The organism is Citrobacter sp. CK199, from assembly GCF_030333285.1.
GTDB classification, from domain to species: domain Bacteria; phylum Pseudomonadota; class Gammaproteobacteria; order Enterobacterales; family Enterobacteriaceae; genus Citrobacter_B; species Citrobacter_B koseri.
In genome coordinates this window covers 375,497-393,688 of the sequence record NZ_JAOWGF010000029.1, presented here as the reverse complement: position 1 = coordinate 393,688, position 18,192 = coordinate 375,497, and the positions used below count along the sequence as shown (strand labels likewise).

Genomic DNA, 18,192 nt, shown 5'->3' with positions numbered 1-18,192 from the left:
GTCGCCATCGTTGCAGGGGGAAACGTATCTGCCTCCCCCGATTGTACTCTTTAACGAGTACGATAGCATAACATAACCGATGCGATCAGTAACGGCGCTGCCATTCTGCGTCATTCATCAACGTTGGTTTATCGCCCATGAAGTAGCGATAGTAGGCATCATAAGCCAGCACGTTCTTCACGTAGCCCCGCGTTTCTGAGAACGGAATACTTTCAACAAACGCGACGGCGTCGATGCGCCCTGCGCTGTTGCCAAGCCAGGTACGAACACGCCCCGGCCCGGCATTGTAAGCCGCTGAAGAGAAAATACGGTTATTACCAAACTGTTGATAAACGTATTGCAGGTAACTGGTGCCAATGTTGATGTTCGTCTCCGGGTCAAGCAGCTGGCTGGGGCTGCTGTAGCCCGGTATCGAGAACATTTTCACCGTATGCGTCGCCGTGCCCGGCATAACTTGCATCAGACCGCTGGCTCCTACCGGGGATTTCACTTTCGGATTCCAGGCGCTCTCCTGACGCGCAATCGCCATAGCGTAACTTTGCGAGATCGCTTTGCCGCCGGTGTAACGGGCGAAAAGATCCTTGTACGCCAGCGGGAAACGCTCTTCCAGATGATCCCACAGTTTTCCTGCGATCGTCGCCTGTACGCTCAGATCCCACCAGTGGTTATTGAAGGCATAACGCGCCAGCTGCGCCTGCTCCGACTTCGTCCTGCTGGAGACCAGATTCGCCCACTCGCTGCGCGCCGTATTATCCAGGTTCCAGTACATCAGTTCGCGTACTCGCGCCATTTCCGCGCCCTGCGTAAGCGAAGCGTCCACTGTCGTCGGCGCTTTGTCGATCTTCAGCACATACGCTTCACCCAGCTTTTGTGCGGCGACCATCGGGTAGAAACCACGCTGTTGCATCAGCGCATGGAGGATCTCTTTTGCCTCTGCCTCACGCCCGCGCTCAAGCAACAAATCCGCCTGCCAGTAGCGCCATTCATCCTTCTCCTTCGCTTCCATCGGCAGTCGGGCAAGCCAGGTATTCAGCCCACGCCGATCGCCGGTGCCCAGCGCCATCCGCACGCGGCGTTCCACCAGCGTGGTGGATTGCGAGCGCATAATCGCATCATCGCGCCACTTCGCCTGCGCATCGGTCACATCGTTCCCCATCAGCCGCCAGGCGACGATATCGCGCAGTTCCTGAGTTTGCTCCTCATTAAGCTGCTGGGCCTGCACCAGTGACGGGATCATCAAACGCGCATTCTCTGCGTCCTGACGCGCGACGCTGGCAAAGGCCACTGCCGCCATCTGACGGGTAAAATCGGTCGCGCCGGTCGTACGCGCAAAAGTCATCACGCTATTGGGATCGTTCGCCAGCGCGATGATCGCCGAAGCAATGGTCTGGTACTGCGCAGGCATCTGCCCGGCCAGCACCGTTACCAGCCCCGTGTTGCCTGCTTTCATCGCCAGGCGGATGCGCTCCAGCCAGGCCAGCGGGTCCTGGGTGCCGGAAGCGCGCCAGACGCTGAACAGTTTGTCACAGGCGTTCGGCTGGCTTTTCCCGGTCAGCCAAAGTGCTTTCGCCCCCTGCCAGGCCTCTTCCGTCTGCCCGGTATTCCATTTCGCGTAGTAGTAATTACATTGCGCTTCGGTGGTGCCCGGCTTCTCGGGGCTGAACGCTAGCAGTCCACGCCAGTCTTCACGACGCGCCAGCTCATTAACGAAACGCGATTGCAGCGTACGCGCAGGAGGAAGCGTAGGGTTGGCGCGCACAAACTGGGTAACGGTGACCGCAGGCTGGTTCATCAGATCGTCGGTGATCTGGCGATACTCAAGATAGGGATACAGCGGGTAATTCTTCAGGCCAGGCATCATCTGCTCAACGACATCCATCTGTCGGTTATCCCAGGCCTGTTTGATTTGCGCATAGCGATTGCGCTGCTCATCCAGAGAATCCGCTCGCGCCGCCTGACTTACCGTCAGCAGACATACGCTGGCGGCGATAAGACGCCAGGTAAATGGTTTGGCTTTGTCCACAAGCTCTTCCTCTTGTCGTGATACATCAATGCAGCATCATGCCGCGTAATGAATTTATGCTAACCAGACATTGCTAAATGCGCCATGTTACGGACACTTTTTTACTTTTATTGCGAGTGAGAGTTGCTGGCTGGGATTAGCCCGGGAAAAAGGCTACACTTCGCCTTTGAAAATTATTCTTCATCACGATAAACCTATAGAGGCGAAGTCCAACGTGGCTCAATTCGTTTATACCATGCATCGTGTCGGCAAAGTGGTTCCGCCGAAACGTCATATTTTGAAAAACATCTCGCTGAGCTTCTTCCCTGGGGCGAAAATCGGCGTACTGGGTCTGAACGGCGCCGGTAAGTCTACCCTGCTGCGCATTATGGCTGGCATCGATACAGATATTGAGGGCGAAGCTCGCCCACAGCCAGGCATCAAAATTGGCTACCTGCCGCAGGAACCTCAGCTCACCCCTGAACACACCGTTCGCGAATCGATCGAAGAGGCGGTGGCTGAAGTGGTCGGCGCCCTGAAACGTCTGGATGAAGTGTACGCGCTGTACGCCGATCCAGATGCGGACTTTGACAAGCTGGCCGCCGAACAGGGCAAGCTGGAAGAGATCATCCAGGCGCATGACGGCCACAACCTGAACGTACAGCTGGAGCGCGCCGCTGACGCCCTGCGTCTGCCGGACTGGGATGCCAAAATCGCGAATCTTTCCGGTGGTGAGCGCCGCCGCGTCGCGCTGTGCCGTCTGCTGCTGGAAAAACCGGACATGCTGCTGCTCGACGAACCGACCAACCACCTGGATGCGGAATCCGTCGCGTGGCTGGAACGCTTCCTGCACGACTTCGAAGGCACCGTTGTGGCGATTACCCACGACCGTTACTTCCTCGACAACGTGGCGGGCTGGATCCTCGAACTTGACCGTGGCGAAGGAATTCCGTGGGAAGGCAACTACTCCTCCTGGCTGGAACAGAAAGATCAGCGTCTGGCGCAGGAAGCCTCTCAGGAAGCGGCCCGCCGTAAATCCATTGAGAAAGAGCTGGAGTGGGTGCGTCAGGGTGCTAAAGGCCGTCAGTCTAAAGGCAAAGCCCGTCTGGCGCGCTTTGAAGAGCTGAACAGCACCGAATACCAGAAACGTAACGAAACCAACGAACTGTTTATTCCACCTGGACCACGTCTGGGCGACAAGGTCGTTGAAGTCAGCAACCTGCGTAAATCCTACGGCGATCGCCTGCTGATCGACGATCTCAGCTTCTCAGTACCGAAAGGCGCGATTGTCGGCATCATCGGTCCGAACGGCGCGGGTAAATCCACCCTGTTCCGCATGATGTCCGGTCAGGAACAGCCGGATAGCGGCACCATCACGCTGGGGGAAACCGTAAAACTGGCTTCCGTTGACCAGTTCCGTGACGCGATGGATAACAGCAAAACCGTGTGGGAAGAAGTTTCCGGCGGGCTGGATATCATGAAGATCGGCAACACCGAAATGCCAAGCCGCGCCTATGTGGGCCGCTTTAACTTCAAAGGCGTCGATCAGGGTAAACGCGTGGGCGAACTGTCCGGCGGTGAGCGCGGTCGTCTGCATCTGGCGAAGCTGTTGCAGGTTGGCGGCAATATGCTGCTGCTCGATGAACCGACCAACGACCTGGATATCGAAACCCTGCGCGCGCTGGAAAACGCCCTGCTGGAGTTCCCGGGCTGTGCAATGGTTATCTCGCACGACCGTTGGTTCCTCGACCGTATCGCCACGCACATTCTGGATTACCAGGATGAAGGCAAGGTGGAGTTCTTCGAGGGTAACTTTACCGAGTACGAAGAGTACAAGAAACGCACGCTGGGCGCCGACGCGCTGGAGCCAAAGCGTATCAAGTACAAGCGTATCGCTAAGTAATGTATCAGATGCCGGATGGCGCTACGCTTATCCGGCCTACACCTTGTAGGCCGCCATCCGGCGCTTCAGGCTTAACCCTGCTCGCCCATCATCTCTTTCACTAACTCCACGCAGCGCAAAAATCGACCATCGTAATCGGCCTCTTCTACGTGGACGAAATTGATGTTGTTCTCCCGCAGCATATCCACCAGCAGATTCTGGAACTCTTTACGATCCACCGAACTGCCCAGACTCCGTAAGCCATCCGCGACCCAGGGCGTATTGTTCTCCAGCAGGATCACCAGATCAAAGCGGTATTCATCGATCAACGCCTGTACAAACGGATGCTCGCGCCCTTCGTATTTTTTACAAAAGGCCTGCGTGGTAACGAAATCGGTATCGATAAAGGCCACTTTATTGGCGTATTTCACCGCAAAATCAATATATTGTGCATGGCCCAGCGCGATCTTATCGTAATCAGAATACTGTAACGCCATCTCGTCACCGCCCAGATGCGAGAAGACATAGTCGCGCCCGTACTCCCACGCGCTGGTGGTATTAAAAATATTGGCGAGCTTGTTCACCAGCGTGGATTTCCCGCTCGACTCCCCGCCTAATATCGCCACGGTGCGCACGAAAAAGGGCTTCACTTCCGTCGGAATGTATTCCCAGTAGCGGAACGGGTTTTCACGGATCTGCGCCCCGCTGATACTCATAAAGGTTCGTTTCGGATCGACCAGCACCGTTTCAATAGCCAGGTGTTCGAGATACTGCGGCGCATCGGTTTCCTCGGACGTGTAGATCCAGTTGGGCTGAATCCCCTTCTCTTCCATAAAGGCTTTGATGCCGTTGCTCCACACATCCCAGCCGTGCGGGTACGGCTCCATCCCTTCCTCATTGAAGGCATGAATACGAATATTCTTCTGATATTTAAAGGTCTGTAGTAGCCAACGCAGACGATCCGACACGGTAGGCTGTTGCGACATGGCGCTGTCTTCAAACAGTTCGCGGTCACGGGTATCGTCATAACCCATAATGATATGCAGTTCATCCACCTGGCTACAGGCGCGCTGAATCAAATAGATATGCCCGGTATGCAGGGGGTAGAACTTGCCAAACACCACGCCGATGTTTTTCCGCTGCCGGGGAAACTCCAGCCCCAAAAAACGATGCAGCGCCTCCAGCTTTTGCGCACTGGGGCTTTTAATCTTCGCGTTCAGAAGTTGGCTCAAATACCCTTTGGTCATGCCGCTGGCATCCGCCACCTGTTGAAGGGTACACCCCTTTTGCTTGATCGCGGTTTTGAGATAGTCGAACGATGACACAAGAGCCTCCTGCTAAAAAACGCGTAACAATGCCTGATGGCGCTTCGCTTATCAGGCCTACAACATCAATCCGTAGGCCGGATAAGACGCACTGCGTCGCTATCCGGCAAATTATACAACATCAGTGCATACAGATGATTATAAGTCGTCAAACACACTTAACGCATCCGCAAGCTTTTTAACGCCAAAAACCTGCATCCCTTCCGGCGGCTTTTTCGGCACGTTGGCAGCCGGTACGATAGCACGGCGGAAACCGTGTTTAGCCGCTTCAGAAATACGTTCCTGACCGCTGGGCACCGGGCGAATTTCCCCTGCCAGCCCCACTTCGCCAAACACCACCAGATCCTGCGGCAGCGGCCTGTCGCGCAGGCTGGAGACCATCGCCAGCAATAGCGCGAGATCCGCGCTGGTCTCCGTGACCTTCACGCCGCCCACGACATTGACGAATACATCCTGATCGGCCATCTGCAATCCGCCATGACGGTGCAGCACCGCCAGCAGGATCGCCAGACGGTTTTGTTCCAGACCGACCGCCACGCGACGCGGATTCGCCATCATCGAGTGATCGACCAGCGCCTGAATTTCTACCAGCAGCGGGCGCGTCCCTTCCCACACCACCATGACCGAACTGCCGGAAGTCACCTCATCGCCACGGCTTAAGAAAATTGCGGACGGGTTGCTGACTTCACGCAGCCCCTGCTCCGTCATCGCAAAAACGCCCAGCTCGTTTACCGCGCCAAAACGGTTTTTATGGCTACGCAGCGTGCGAAAGCGGGAGTCAGCGTCGCCATCCAATAGCACCGAGCAGTCAATGCAGTGCTCCAGCACCTTCGGGCCAGCCAGCGAGCCGTCTTTGGTTACATGACCAACCATCACGATAGCCACGCCGCGCGTTTTGGCAAAGCGCGTCAGATAAGCGGCCGTCTCACGCACCTGGGCCACGCTGCCCGGCGAGGACTGGATATCCGCCATATGCATCACCTGGATGGAGTCGATCACCATCAGCTTCGGTTGTTCTTCTTCCGCAATCAGGCAGATCTGTTCAATACTGGTTTCTGACAGCATATTCATGTTAGCCGTCGGCAATCCCAGCCGATGCGCGCGCATCGCTACCTGTTGCAGGGACTCTTCGCCCGTGACGTACAGGGTTTTCATCTGCTCGGCCAGTTTGCAAAGCGTTTGCAGCAGCAGCGTGGATTTCCCCGCACCGGGGTTGCCGCCGATCAGGATGGCGCTGCCGGGCACGACACCGCCGCCCAGCACACGGTCGAACTCTTTAAACCCGGTGGAAAAACGCGGCAGCTCCTCAAGGCTGATGTCAGACAATTTCTGCACCTTTGCCACACCTGCGTTACCGGCATAGCCGCTGAGTCGCTCATTACGCGCCACCGTTGGCGACGCGGCAAGACGCACCTCGGTGATGGTGTTCCAGGCATGACAGGCGCTGCATTGCCCCTGCCAGCGCGGATAATCGGCCCCGCATTCATTACAAACAAAGGCGCGTTTTGGAGCTTTTGCCACGGTTTACCTCTTTATTTCATGCAGTTGCCGGATGGCGCTGGCGCTTATCCGGCCTACAGAATACTTATCCGGCCTACAGTCACTTTTCCGTAGGCCCTGCGCCATCGGGCAATTCAATCATTTTTGATTCATACTGCCGGAGAGAATGCAGAACACCCCCATCAGGTCAGCGTGACGAATCGTGATTTCCGTTTTTTCATTCACTTTCGGTTTGGCGTGGTACGCAATCCCCAGCCCGGCCGCTTTGATCATCGGCAGATCGTTAGCGCCATCGCCAATCGCCACCGTCTGCGCCACGGGAATTTCATACTCCTGCGCCAGTCGGGTCAGCGTGTTAGCTTTGTACTGGGCATCGACGATATCGCCAATGACATTGCCGGTAAATTTCCCGTCGATGATCTCCAGCTCGTTCGCCACCACCGCGGTTAAACGCAGCTTTTCACGCAGGTATTCTGCAAAAAAGGTAAACCCGCCGGAGGCGATCGCCACTTTCCAGCCGAGCGTTTCCAGCTTCAGCACCAGTTGCGTCAGACCCGGCATCAACGGCAAATTCTCGCGCACCTGGCGCAGAATATCGGCATCCGCGCCTTTCAGCGTCGCCACACGGCTGCGTAAGCTGGCGGTAAAATCCAGTTCGCCGCGCATCGCGCGTTCCGTGACTTCCGCAACCATTTCGCCCGTCCCGGCCAGCTTCGCGATTTCATCGATGCATTCGATCTGAATCGCCGTCGAATCCATATCCATAACCAGCAGGCCTGGCGTACGCAGATGCGGAATTTTGCCCAGCGGCGCGACGTCCAGCCCGGCGCCGTGCGCCAGCTTCGTCGCGCGCGGCGTTAAGGAACCCGCCAGACGAATCACCTGATAATCTTCGACGCACCAGGCCGCCACGATCACCATCGCCGCGCCCAGCTTGCTCTGGTACTGCGTTAAGCGCTGCTTATCCAACCCGCGACCGTACAGCAGCCAGCCGCTACGGCCTGCGTGGTAATCCAGTGGCATCACCTCGTCACCACTTAATGAAAGGGGTAAACCAGGCCACAAAGAAACATCTTCAGGCAGATCGCACCAGGTAATGTTAGGCATTAAAGCTCCTGTAAAATCGTTCGGGTCGGGAATCATCCTGGGGAAAATAACGCATGAGGCTACCCTGTAACCATCGCTTCTGGCAACATTAAGCCTCAAATTTTCAGCAGGTGGAATATGGCTCGCGCAAAACTGAAATTCCGGCTTCATCGTGCAGTGATTGTATTGTTCTGTCTCGCACTGCTCGTCGGGCTGATGCAGGGGGCGTCCTGGTTCAGTCAAAACCATCAACGGCAGCGCAATCCGCAGCTCGAAGAACTGGCCCGCACGCTGGCGCGCCAGGTGACCTTAAATATCGCGCCGCTGATGCGCACCGAAACGCCGGATGAGAAGCGGATCGCCGTCGTACTCCGCCAGCTAACGGAAGAGAGCCGCATTCTGGATGCCGGTGTCTACGACGAGCAAGGCGATCTCATTACGCGCGCAGGCGAAAGCGTCAATGTGCGCGACAGGCTGGCGCTGGACGGTAAAAAAGCGGGCGGCTATTTTAATCAGCAGATTGTCGAACCTATTCAGGGTAAAAATGGCCCGCTGGGCTATCTGCGCCTGACGCTGGATACGCATACGCTGGCGACCGAAGCGAAACAGGTCGATAACACCACCAACATTTTACGCCTGATGCTGCTCCTGTCACTGGCAATTGGCGTGGTGCTCACGCGCACCTTGCTACAGGGCAAACGCACGCGCTGGCAGCAATCACCTTTCCTGCTCACCGCCAGCAAATCCGTACCGGAAGAGGAAGAGAGCGAGAAGAAAGAACCATAGGATAGCCGCCGCTTTGTCGTTAATATAGTTGAGACCACGAAAAGGAATGCTGCCATGACGACATTACGTCTGCTTATCTCTGACTCTTACGATCCCTGGTTCAACCTGGCGGTTGAAGAGTGTATTTTTCGCCAGATGCCCGCGACACAGCGCGTTTTGTTCCTGTGGCGCAACGCTGATACGGTCGTCATCGGCCGGGCGCAAAACCCGTGGAAAGAGTGCAACACCCGGCGCATGGAAGAAGACAATGTCCGGCTGGCGCGTCGCAGCAGCGGCGGCGGCGCGGTGTTCCACGATCTCGGCAATACCTGTTTTACATTTATGGCCGGGAAGCCGGAGTACGACAAAACGATCTCCATCGCGATAGTGCTCAATGCGCTGAACGCGCTGGGCGTTAGCGCAGAGGCTTCCGGTCGTAACGATCTGGTGGTGAAAACGCCGGAAGGCGACCGCAAGGTTTCCGGCTCCGCCTATCGGGAAACCAAAGATCGCGGCTTCCACCACGGCACATTGCTGTTGAATGCCGATCTCAGCCGTCTGGCGAACTACCTCAATCCTGATAAGAAAAAATTACAGGCCAAAGGGATCGCTTCCGTGCGCGGGCGCGTCGCCAATCTGGTCGAACTGCTACCTGGCATTACCCATGAACACATCTGCGACGCCATTACCGAGGCGTTCTTCAGCCACTACGGCGAACGCGTGGAAGCCGAAATAATCTCTCCAGATAAAACACCGGATCTGCCCAATTTTGCCGAAACGTTCGCTCGCCAGAGCAGTTGGGAATGGAACTTCGGCCAGGCGCCAGCCTTTACGCATCTTCTGGACGAACGCTTTATCTGGGGCGGCGTTGAACTGCACTTCGACGTTGAAAAAGGGCACATCACGCGCACTCAGGTTTTTACCGACAGCCTTAACCCTGCGCCGCTGGAAGCGCTGGCAGGCCGTTTACAGGGGTGTCTGTACCGTGCGGATATGCTGCAACAGGAGTGTGATGCGCTGTTAGTCGATTTTCCAGAGCAGGAAAAAGAGCTACGGGAATTGTCGGCGTGGATTGCGCGGGCGGTGCGTTAACCCTCTCCAGGACGTGCCCGTTTACCCTTAACAAGGGCGGCACGTTACTTTCTCAATAACCATCAGCAATGCATTAAAAGCCTGCCGATTAACGCTCAGGCTGGCATATTATTTATCAATAATATTCACCACATGAATATATAAACATACAATCTCGCCATATTCCAACCGCATACAAAATAGCAGCAACTCTAAAACAAAAAATAACAAAGATCACCAGAAATCAGTTTTAAATAAAACTAAAACCACTGTCTGCTGTGTCCAGATAATATATTACTTCTGGAATATAACTCTATCCCAACCATATTCCATAGCTATCTGGTTGATATAAAACGTATTCAGAAGGCAAGTAACATGCCTTTTCGTACCATCACACAATTCAAGTTAAGGATCAACAAATGAAAAAAGCACTTCTTGCCACCGCAATCGCGGCACTGACCATGTCTAACGCATGGGCGGCCGACGGCGCCACCACTGAACTGCGCGTAACGGGGAAACTGCTGGTCGGTGGCTGTACCGCGACAGTCAACGGCGGCAACGCACTTGACTTCGGCTCGCATCTGATCAGCGACCTTAGTTCAACGGCCGTCAACGATATCGCCACGAAAGACACCGATCTGGTCATCGAGTGCCCCAGCGCCACGAAAGTAGGCTGGACGCTGACCGATAACAAAGCGGATAGCAACGCAGAGATCTGGATAACCGGCATCATTAAAGGTAAAGGAGTCTCATTCGGCGTAGGTAAAACAGCAGGCAATGTCAACATTGGCGCCTATGCCGTATCCATCGATTCTGTCAAGGCTGCAAGCGCGAAAGCCGTCAATGGCGAAGACACTTTTGACGCTGACTATATTGTAAGCGCCGCCGCAAGTACGGGTTTGTGGGCTAAGGCGACAACGGAAACTTCTTTTCGGAACCAGGAAGGGACGCAGGATATCATCACCGTCGGCGCCAAAGGCACGCTGGAACCAGCAGCCTATAACAATGCAACTTATCCGCTTAAGGTTTCTCTGGCTGTAGATAATACCACCAAACTGGCCATTAGCGATGATACCGATATTTCAGGTTCCGCCACCATTACCCTGAGATATATCTAATCACATCGTTATTAATCATATCTGTACAACAACTCCCTACATGGATGGGTGGGGAGTTTTTCCAATAGAAGGAATTACAATAATGTCTGACAAATCTTGTACCGTTAAAGCGTATATATTTGCCGCCACGCTTCTCTGTTTACCTTTATCTCAGGCTTATGCGGCAGGAATGGTTCCCGCCTCCACGCTACTGGTTATTGAAGAAAGCCATAATGGCGGAACGATAAATGTCAAAAACAGCGATACGGTTCCGATGTTGCTGTACACCACAATAGAAGATGTAAAAGATGACAGTGGCATCACCGTCAACGTCACCCAGCCCGTCGTACGCGTGGAACCTGGTCAGGAACAGCAGGTCCGCTTTATTATGGAAAGCAGCGCCCCGCTAACCAAAGAGCACTATAAACGCGTCACCTTTGAAGGCATCCCGCCATCAGGCGTGTCTAAAGGCGCAATGAAAGTTAACTTCAATTTGCGTCAGGATCTGCCGGTATTAATTCGCCCCAAAAATTTACCGGTCGTCACCGATGCGTGGAAGCTGCTGAAATGGTCCGGCTCCGGGCAGCATATTAAAGTCAGCAACCCTTCCGCCTATGTGGTGCGTCTGGCGCAACAGGTGATTTTTTTACCTTCGCAAACGGCCGGGGAAATCGCAAAAACCTATATTTTACCCGGAGAAGTTCTGGATGTAACCGTCAAGAAATCCATCATTTCCGATCAATCTGTACGCTTCTTCCCAGCCAGCCGCTACGGCATCGACATACCCAATTTCACTGCGCCGTTAACACCATAATCAATAAAAAACGGGGACAAAGTAAGTGTATATGAAAGGAATCAACCTGCTGTCTCGCCATATTCAGATCGCGTTATATTCATGTACGTTATTAACCTCAACGGCGTTAGCCCGTGAGGTAACGTTCAGTACCGATATACTCAATACGCGGGGCATCAGTAAAAATATCGCAAATTACTTCGCAGAAGAGCCGCGTTTTTTGCCCGGTGTACATAGCGTTCTAATCAACGTAAACGGGTCAGAAAAAGGTTCGCTGGGCGCCAAATTTGACGAACAAGGGCAACTCTGCGTAGATGACGATTTTCTGACAGCGATCGGGCTACGTCCTCTGGGGATTTCCCTGCAAGAACACTGTCATGACCTGCAAAAAGATTATCCCTCCGCCGTCATAAAGTCCCTTCCCGGTAAGGAGATGCTGGAGTTAACTGTCCCGCCCGACGCACTGGAAAATAGCGCGTCCCGGGAGAAAAACTATAGCCACGGCGGCAGCGCCGGGCTGCTCAACTACAGCCTGTTTTCCACGCGAAATGAATACAACGGCGGCGACAGCCATAACTACACGCAGGGCGATCTCGAAGCGGGCGCCAATCTGGCCAACTGGGCATTGCGCAGCCGCTATTTTCTGCTGGACTCTGACGGCGATCGCAGCGCTAAAAATTTATTCACTTATGGCGAACACGTTTTTGAAGCGCAACAGATGCGTGTCCAGGTTGGGCAGATCAGCTCCAGATCGGCGCTGTTTTCTGGAACATCCCTCAGCGGCATTCAGTTACTCCCCGAGTCCAGCATGACCTCTGATAATTCAGGCGTCACCGTGACGGGGATTGCCCGCACGAACCAGGCGCGAGTAGAAGTCCGCCAGGCGGGGCAGCTTGTTTATTCCACGCTGGTAAACGCGGGGGCATTCAGGCTGGACAATGTCCCCATCCTGTTAAATAACGCCGATCTTCAGGTCAGCATCGTCGAAACCGACAACGTCACAACCAGTTTCATCGTACCTGCCTCCTCAATCAACCTGAACGGCCTTCCGCGACCACAAGGGCTTATGATGTCAGTAGGCCAGGTGCGCAACGTCGACAGCGATTACAGCGACCCCTGGGTATATAACATTTCAGACGGCTGGCGCCTTACCCCACAAACAAGTTTACTGGCGGCAGGGGTTCTTGCCGAGGATTATCAGGCAAGCGGTGCAATGCTGGAGTGGAGTTCAAACGAGAAATGGCAAGTATTTGCCAGTCTGCTGGGCAGCCGCGAATCCTTCGGTGATACGCGCAGCGGTATAAAGGCGGAAATTCAAAACCAGCTGACGCTTCCCGGCCATGTCTCTGTTGGGGTCAGCACCGCACGTTATTCTGACGACTATCGTGAGTTGTCCGAGGCGATGGACGACGACAGCGCAAGCTATCAAAGCAGCTATAGCGCCAATGTGAACTGGAGCGGCAGAACAGCAGGAACCTTCTCGTTAGCCTATAGCTATAATCAGGCCACGGATGATTATGAAGACTCCAGTTACGTGAGTCTTTCATGGGGAAAAACATTTAAATACGCGTCAATAAACGTGAACTGGCAGCACTCTGTTAGCAACGATAACGATAATGACGACATCAACGATGACAGCTATGACGATGATGTGTTTTACATCAACCTCAACATTCCTTTCCAGTCGCAGTCGATTAACGCATATATGCGCAATCAGGGCGACCGAACGACATATGGCTTACGCAGCAGTGGCCCTCTCAGCGACAATACCAGCTACTCCGTTTCGGCGGATCGCGATATCGGAAACGATCTCAACACCCTCAACGGCAACATCAACAGCAACCTGCACTACACGCAGATGAGCGTTGGCGCAACAACCAACAATGACGATCAGCGTAGCTACAGCGCAATGCTGTCGGGCGGCATTGCCCTGCATCGCCAGGGGGTAACCTTCTCCCCCTATACCATTAAAGATACTTTTGGCATTGCCCACCTGAGCGAACCGGAAAGCGGCATCGAAATCGCAACGCCGCAAGGCCCGGTCTGGACAGATTTCTGGGGGCAGGCCGTGGTGCCAGGACTGACGGAGTGGCGTAAGTCACGTATTGAGGTGAACGCAAATACGCTGCCCAAAAATATGGATCTGGCTAACGGAACAAAGCTACTGGTGCCCGCTCATGCCACCGTCAGCGACCTGGATTTTAACGTGCTAAACACCCGTCGCGTCATGCTGAAGATAAAACAGCAGGATGGCTCCTGGCTTCCTAAAGGCACGTCTGTTGTTGATGAAAAAGGAAACTACCTGGTCAGCGCAGTGGACAGCGGCCGCGTCTTTATTAGCAATATTGACGAAACGCCAACGCTCTATAGCGTTGATGACAATATGAACCGTATCTGCAAAATCACTTACACATTAAGCAATGTGCAGAATAAAGAGGCGTTTTACGAAACGGCGGAGGGTATTTGCCAATGAAGTCATACGGAAAGTGGATCATTGCATTATGTACGTTAGCAGCGCTGGGATCACGCATGGCATGGGCAGACGAGAACTGCCAGGTATCGCTCTCTCGCGCTACCGTGGCCTTTCCCCCGATGCAGCGAAATGACAACGTCGGCTCACAGCAAAACTGGTTTAAAATGCCCTCGCGCGATATCAATGTCAGCATCGATTGCCCGCAACCACAGGTGATGGCGCTATTTGTACATGGCGCCGCAGGCCCACAAGGGCGATTTCTTTTCGGTAACGGCGGGGGGCTGGCGTTGAAAGCCAGCCAAATGATACTGGATGGCCGCAGCTATATGATCGGGAAAACAACCGATCGCAATGAGTTCATTCCCGCAGACGGCCATGCCGATACACAGCTGCTGCACAATAATGAAGCCATTATCGCTATCGAGAACAATGAAGCCGCGCGCGGGCAGCAGTTGAACTTTACGTTAACGCTAACGCCAGTGCTGAACGAAAAGCAGTTCCGTAACGTCAGCGACAATACTGAGATGGAGAGTAATTTAAGCTGGGAGTTGCTAACGCATTAATCGCCAAAGGGCGGTAAATAAACAGGCAAGAAAAAGGGGCAAACTGCCCCTTCAGAGTGCTGACAAAGGATTGTGCAGCATTTATGTCGGGTGGCGGCCAGGCCTTACCCGACCTACAAATCACGTAAAATATTTTGTAGGCCTGATAAGCGAAGCACCATCAGGCGTAAGGGGCAAACTGCCCCTTCTTTTTTACGCTTTATCGCCCAGCAGAACAGATTCCAGCGCGATTTTGATCATGTCGTTGAAGGTCGTCTGACGTTCAGCGGCAGTGGTCTGCTCGTGAGTACGGATATGGTCAGACACGGTGCAGATGGTCAGCGCTTTCGCACCAAACTCAGCCGCCACGCCGTAGATACCCGCCGCTTCCATTTCCACGCCCAGGATGCCGTATTTTTCCATCACGTCGAACATTTCGCCGTCAGGAGAATAGAACAGATCGGCAGAGAACAGGTTGCCCACGCGTGCGTCAACACCCAGCGCTTTCGCCGCGTCTACCGCGTTGCGCACCATGTCAAAGTCAGCGATCGCCGCAAAATCATGATCCTTGAAGCGGATACGGTTAACTTTGGAATCAGTGCAGGCACCCATACCAATCACCACATCGCGCAGTTTCACGTCGTTGCGTACCGCACCACAGGAACCGACACGAATGATTTTCTTCACGCCGAAATCGGTGATCAGCTCTTTGGTATAGATGGAGCAGGACGGGATACCCATACCGTGACCCATGACGGAGATCTTACGGCCTTTGTACGTCCCGGTGAAACCTAACATGCCGCGAACGTTGTTCACTTCACGCACGTCTTCAAGGAAAGTTTCAGCAATGTGCTTCGCACGCAGCGGGTCGCCCGGCATCAAAACGACGTCAGCGAAATCACCCATTTCTGCGTTAATATGTGGAGTTGCCATCTTTTATCCTTATCTCGTTGTTATTGCCTGATGGCGGCTACGCCTTATCAGGCCTACAAAACCGTAGGCCCGGTAAGCTTGCGCCACCGGGCAATTGCATCACAGCATGTTTTTGCCGTAGTCCATCGGCGACGTACCGAAGTACGTTGCCAGCGTCTGACCGATATCCGCGAAGGTTTCACGGTGACCGAGCGAGCCCGCTTTCACTTTCGGGCCATAAATCAGCACCGGAATGTGCTCGCGAGTATGGTCCGTACCGGTCCAGGTCGGGTCGCAACCGTGGTCGGCGGTCAGGATCAGAATGTCATCTTCACCGACCAGTTCCATCAGTTCCGGCAGACGACGGTCAAACAGCTCCAGACCCGCAGCATAGCCCGCTACGTCGCGGCGATGCCCCCAGGAGGAGTCGAAATCAACGAAGTTGGTAAAGACGATCGTCTCGTCGCCCGCTTCTTTCATCTCTTTAAGGGTGGCGTCGAACAGCGCGTCCAGGCCAGTGGCTTTCACTTTTTTGGTGATGCCGCAGTTGGCGTAGATATCCGCAATCTTACCGACGGAAACCACATGCCCTTTTTTCTCGTCGACCAGTTTCTGCAAGATGGTCGGCGCCGGCGGTTCAACGGCCAGATCGTGACGGTTGCCGGTACGCTGGAAGTTACCGGCCTTATCGCCGATAAACGGACGCGCGATAACGCGGCCAATGTTGTAGCCGCCTTCGGTCAGCTCTTCACGGGCGATTTCGCACAGCTCGTACAGTTTATCCAGCCCAAAGGTCTCTTCATGGCAGGCGATCTGGAATACGGAGTCAGCGGAGGTATAGAAAATCGGTTTACCGGTTTTCATATGCTCTTCGCCCAACTGATCCAGAATGACCGTACCGGAAGAGTGACAGTTACCGAGATAACCCGGCAGGTTGGCACGTTTTACCAGCTTATCCAGCAGTTCCTGCGGGAAGCTGTTTTCGTGGTCGCTGAAGTAGCCCCAGTCAAACAGAACCGGAACACCCGCAATTTCCCAGTGGCCAGACGGGGTATCTTTACCGGAAGAGAGCTCGTGTGCCCACGCGTACGCGCCAATCACTTCCGCATTGCCGTCCATACCCGCAGCAATTTTACCGGTAGAACCTTCATGCGCTTTCACCAGACCCAAGCGGGTCAGGTTAGGCAAATTCAGTGGGCCTTTACGGCCATTGTCGGCCTCGCCCCTGGCGCAGGCTTCTGCAATATGGCCCAGGGTATCTGAACCTACGTCGCCAAAGCGATCCGCATCTTCAGTTGCACCAATACCAAAGGAGTCCAGCACCATAATAAATGCACGTTTCATCTTGTTCTCCATACATCTTGCGCTGCAAAAAAGCGATCAGATCAGTATACAGCTATTCGGTAATACGACGATAGACTGTCGGTGTAATTTCAGGCGCTTTGTCGTCAAGGCTGATTGCCGCTTTGACGGCTTTCGCAGCTTCCTGCCAGCTGGCTTCGTCTTTGGCGTGGATAACAGCCAACGGACGCTGCCCGTCAACGCTGTCGCCCAGACGCGCCATGTCGGTAAAGCCGACGCTGTAATCAATGGTGTCCGACGCCTGGCGACGACCGCCGCCCATTGAGACCACCGCCATGCCCAACGCGCGAGTGTCCATCGCGGATACAAAACCTTCAGTATCGGCATAGACGGCTTTGCTGAGCATCGCCGTCGGCAGGTATTTCGCGTAGTTTTCCACGAAATCGCTCGGCCCTTTCTGTGCCGCTACCATGCGACCAAAGATTTCCGCCGCTTTGCCGTTATCCAGCACCGCCTGTAGTTTCACTCGCGCATCAGCGTCATCTTTCGCCAGTTTGCCGGAGATCAGCATCTCCACGCACAGCGCCATCGTGACGTCGAACAGACGCGGGTTGCGGTATTCACCTGTCAGGAACTGCACCGCTTCGCGCACTTCGACGGCGTTACCGGCGCTGGAAGCCAGCACCTGATTCATGTCGGTGAGCAGCGCAGTTGTGCGCACGCCTGCACCGTTGGAAACGCCAACGATGGCTTCAGCCAGCGCTGCAGAGAGTTCGTAGGTCGGCATAAAGGCGCCGCTGCCCACTTTCACGTCCATCACCAGTGCATCCAGCCCTTCCGCCAGTTTTTTCGCGAGGATTGAAGCGGTGATCAGCGGGATGGAGTCCACCGTCGCGGTAATGTCGCGGGTGGCGTAAAAACGTTTATCCGCCGGTGCGAGCGAACTGGTCTGCCCAATAATCGCCACACCCACGTCTTTAATGATTTCGCGGAAACGGTTGTCGTCCGGGAAAATATCAAATCCCGGGATCGCTTCCAGTTTGTCGAGCGTACCGCCGGTATGACCGAGGCCGCGCCCGGAGATCATCGGAATGTAGCCGCCGCAGGCCGCCACCATAGGGCCAAGCATCAGCGAAGTCACATCACCCACGCCGCCGGTGGAGTGTTTGTCAACAATGGGGCCGTTAAGGTTGAGACTCTTCCAGTCCAGAACGGTTCCTGAATCTCGCATCGCCATGGTCAGCGACACACGCTCAGGCATCGACATATCGTGGAAGAAAATGGTCATCGCCAGAGCGGCAATCTGCCCCTCAGAGATGGTGTTATCACGAATACCATTGATAAAGAAGCGGATCTCTTCGTCGCTTAACGGATGACCATCACGTTTTTTACGAATAATTTCTTGTGCGAGAAACACGGTAACCCCCAGGGGAAAAGAGTAG

The 18,192-nt window shown here is 54.5% G+C and carries 14 protein-coding genes; 7 read left to right on the top strand and 7 right to left on the bottom strand.

Annotated elements, in window-relative coordinates; all coding sequences use genetic code 11:
• Positions 1–85 precede the first annotated feature (85 nt).
• The gene (gene sltY, locus OGX75_RS20180; RefSeq protein WP_012134178.1) at positions 86–2,023 is read right to left on the bottom strand and encodes a murein transglycosylase; all 1,938 of its coding nucleotides are present in this window, start codon (positions 2,021–2,023) and stop codon (positions 86–88) included.
• A 214-nt stretch (positions 2,024–2,237) separates the two neighbouring features.
• Between sltY and ettA the strand changes: the two genes are divergently transcribed.
• The gene (gene ettA, locus OGX75_RS20175) at positions 2,238–3,905 is read left to right on the top strand and encodes an energy-dependent translational throttle protein EttA (protein ID WP_071257493.1); all 1,668 of its coding nucleotides are present in this window, start codon (positions 2,238–2,240) and stop codon (positions 3,903–3,905) included.
• A gap of 71 nt (positions 3,906–3,976) precedes the next feature.
• Here the strand turns inward: ettA and nadR are convergent, their stop codons facing one another.
• From nadR to serB, 3 genes are all read right to left on the bottom strand, one after another.
• The gene (nadR, locus tag OGX75_RS20170) at positions 3,977–5,209 is read right to left on the bottom strand and encodes a multifunctional transcriptional regulator/nicotinamide-nucleotide adenylyltransferase/ribosylnicotinamide kinase NadR (RefSeq protein ID WP_286451536.1); all 1,233 of its coding nucleotides are present in this window, start codon (positions 5,207–5,209) and stop codon (positions 3,977–3,979) included.
• A 138-nt stretch (positions 5,210–5,347) separates the two neighbouring features.
• The gene (gene radA, locus OGX75_RS20165; RefSeq protein WP_024130728.1) at positions 5,348–6,730 is read right to left on the bottom strand and encodes a DNA repair protein RadA; all 1,383 of its coding nucleotides are present in this window, start codon (positions 6,728–6,730) and stop codon (positions 5,348–5,350) included.
• A 117-nt stretch (positions 6,731–6,847) separates the two neighbouring features.
• A complete protein-coding gene (serB, locus tag OGX75_RS20160; RefSeq protein WP_024130729.1) occupies positions 6,848–7,816 on the bottom strand; it encodes a phosphoserine phosphatase in 969 nt (322 codons plus the stop codon).
• Positions 7,817–7,933: 117 nt separating this feature from the next.
• Here serB and OGX75_RS20155 point away from each other — a divergent pair, with 117 nt between their 5' ends.
• The 6 genes from OGX75_RS20155 to OGX75_RS20130 all read left to right on the top strand — a co-directional run bounded on the left by OGX75_RS20155 (position 7,934) and on the right by OGX75_RS20130 (position 14,557).
• The gene (locus OGX75_RS20155; RefSeq protein WP_012134185.1) at positions 7,934–8,581 is read left to right on the top strand and encodes a YtjB family periplasmic protein; all 648 of its coding nucleotides are present in this window, start codon (positions 7,934–7,936) and stop codon (positions 8,579–8,581) included.
• A 54-nt stretch (positions 8,582–8,635) separates the two neighbouring features.
• Complete coding sequence (gene lplA, locus OGX75_RS20150) at positions 8,636–9,652, top strand: lipoate--protein ligase (protein WP_286451535.1); 1,017 nt, start codon at positions 8,636–8,638, stop codon at positions 9,650–9,652.
• A 398-nt stretch (positions 9,653–10,050) separates the two neighbouring features.
• Positions 10,051–10,749, top strand: a complete 699-nt coding sequence (locus OGX75_RS20145) for a DUF1120 domain-containing protein (RefSeq protein ID WP_012134187.1) — start codon at positions 10,051–10,053, stop codon at positions 10,747–10,749.
• Positions 10,750–10,831: 82 nt separating this feature from the next.
• The gene (locus OGX75_RS20140) at positions 10,832–11,542 is read left to right on the top strand and encodes a fimbria/pilus chaperone family protein (RefSeq protein WP_047459060.1); all 711 of its coding nucleotides are present in this window, start codon (positions 10,832–10,834) and stop codon (positions 11,540–11,542) included.
• A 31-nt stretch (positions 11,543–11,573) separates the two neighbouring features.
• The gene (locus OGX75_RS20135) at positions 11,574–13,994 is read left to right on the top strand and encodes a fimbrial biogenesis outer membrane usher protein (protein WP_286451534.1); all 2,421 of its coding nucleotides are present in this window, start codon (positions 11,574–11,576) and stop codon (positions 13,992–13,994) included.
• The gene (locus OGX75_RS20130) at positions 13,991–14,557 is read left to right on the top strand and encodes a DUF1120 domain-containing protein (RefSeq protein WP_286451533.1); all 567 of its coding nucleotides are present in this window, start codon (positions 13,991–13,993) and stop codon (positions 14,555–14,557) included. Before OGX75_RS20135 ends, OGX75_RS20130 begins: the two co-directional genes overlap by 4 nt.
• 192 nt (positions 14,558–14,749) lie before the next feature.
• Here OGX75_RS20130 and deoD read toward each other — a convergent pair whose 3' ends face one another.
• From deoD to deoA, 3 genes are all read right to left on the bottom strand, one after another.
• Positions 14,750–15,469 carry a purine-nucleoside phosphorylase gene (deoD, locus tag OGX75_RS20125; protein WP_012134191.1) on the bottom strand — a complete coding sequence of 240 codons (720 nt, stop codon included), beginning with the start codon at positions 15,467–15,469 and terminating at the stop codon, positions 14,750–14,752.
• A gap of 99 nt (positions 15,470–15,568) precedes the next feature.
• The gene (deoB, locus tag OGX75_RS20120) at positions 15,569–16,792 is read right to left on the bottom strand and encodes a phosphopentomutase (protein WP_024130731.1); all 1,224 of its coding nucleotides are present in this window, start codon (positions 16,790–16,792) and stop codon (positions 15,569–15,571) included.
• Between the two features lie 52 nt (positions 16,793–16,844).
• On the bottom strand, positions 16,845–18,167 hold the full coding sequence (deoA, locus tag OGX75_RS20115; protein WP_024130732.1) for a thymidine phosphorylase: 1,323 nt from the start codon (positions 18,165–18,167) through the stop codon (positions 16,845–16,847).
• Between the last annotated feature and the right edge of the window lie 25 nt (positions 18,168–18,192).

What these genes read in the sequence shown, in the direction of transcription:
- serB (WP_024130729.1), bottom strand. Translation starts at nt 7,816, where the DNA reads ATGCCTAACATTACCTGGTGCGATCTGCCTGAAGATGTTTCTTTGTGG.
- OGX75_RS20155 (WP_012134185.1), top strand. Translation starts at nt 7,934, where the DNA reads ATGGCTCGCGCAAAACTGAAATTCCGGCTTCATCGTGCAGTGATTGTA.
- lplA (WP_286451535.1), top strand. Translation starts at nt 8,636, where the DNA reads ATGACGACATTACGTCTGCTTATCTCTGACTCTTACGATCCCTGGTTC.
- OGX75_RS20145 (WP_012134187.1), top strand. Translation starts at nt 10,051, where the DNA reads ATGAAAAAAGCACTTCTTGCCACCGCAATCGCGGCACTGACCATGTCT.
- OGX75_RS20140 (WP_047459060.1), top strand. Translation starts at nt 10,832, where the DNA reads ATGTCTGACAAATCTTGTACCGTTAAAGCGTATATATTTGCCGCCACG.
- OGX75_RS20135 (WP_286451534.1), top strand. Translation starts at nt 11,574, where the DNA reads ATGAAAGGAATCAACCTGCTGTCTCGCCATATTCAGATCGCGTTATAT.
- OGX75_RS20130 (WP_286451533.1), top strand. Translation starts at nt 13,991, where the DNA reads ATGAAGTCATACGGAAAGTGGATCATTGCATTATGTACGTTAGCAGCG.
- deoD (WP_012134191.1), bottom strand. Translation starts at nt 15,469, where the DNA reads ATGGCAACTCCACATATTAACGCAGAAATGGGTGATTTCGCTGACGTC.
- deoB (WP_024130731.1), bottom strand. Translation starts at nt 16,792, where the DNA reads ATGAAACGTGCATTTATTATGGTGCTGGACTCCTTTGGTATTGGTGCA.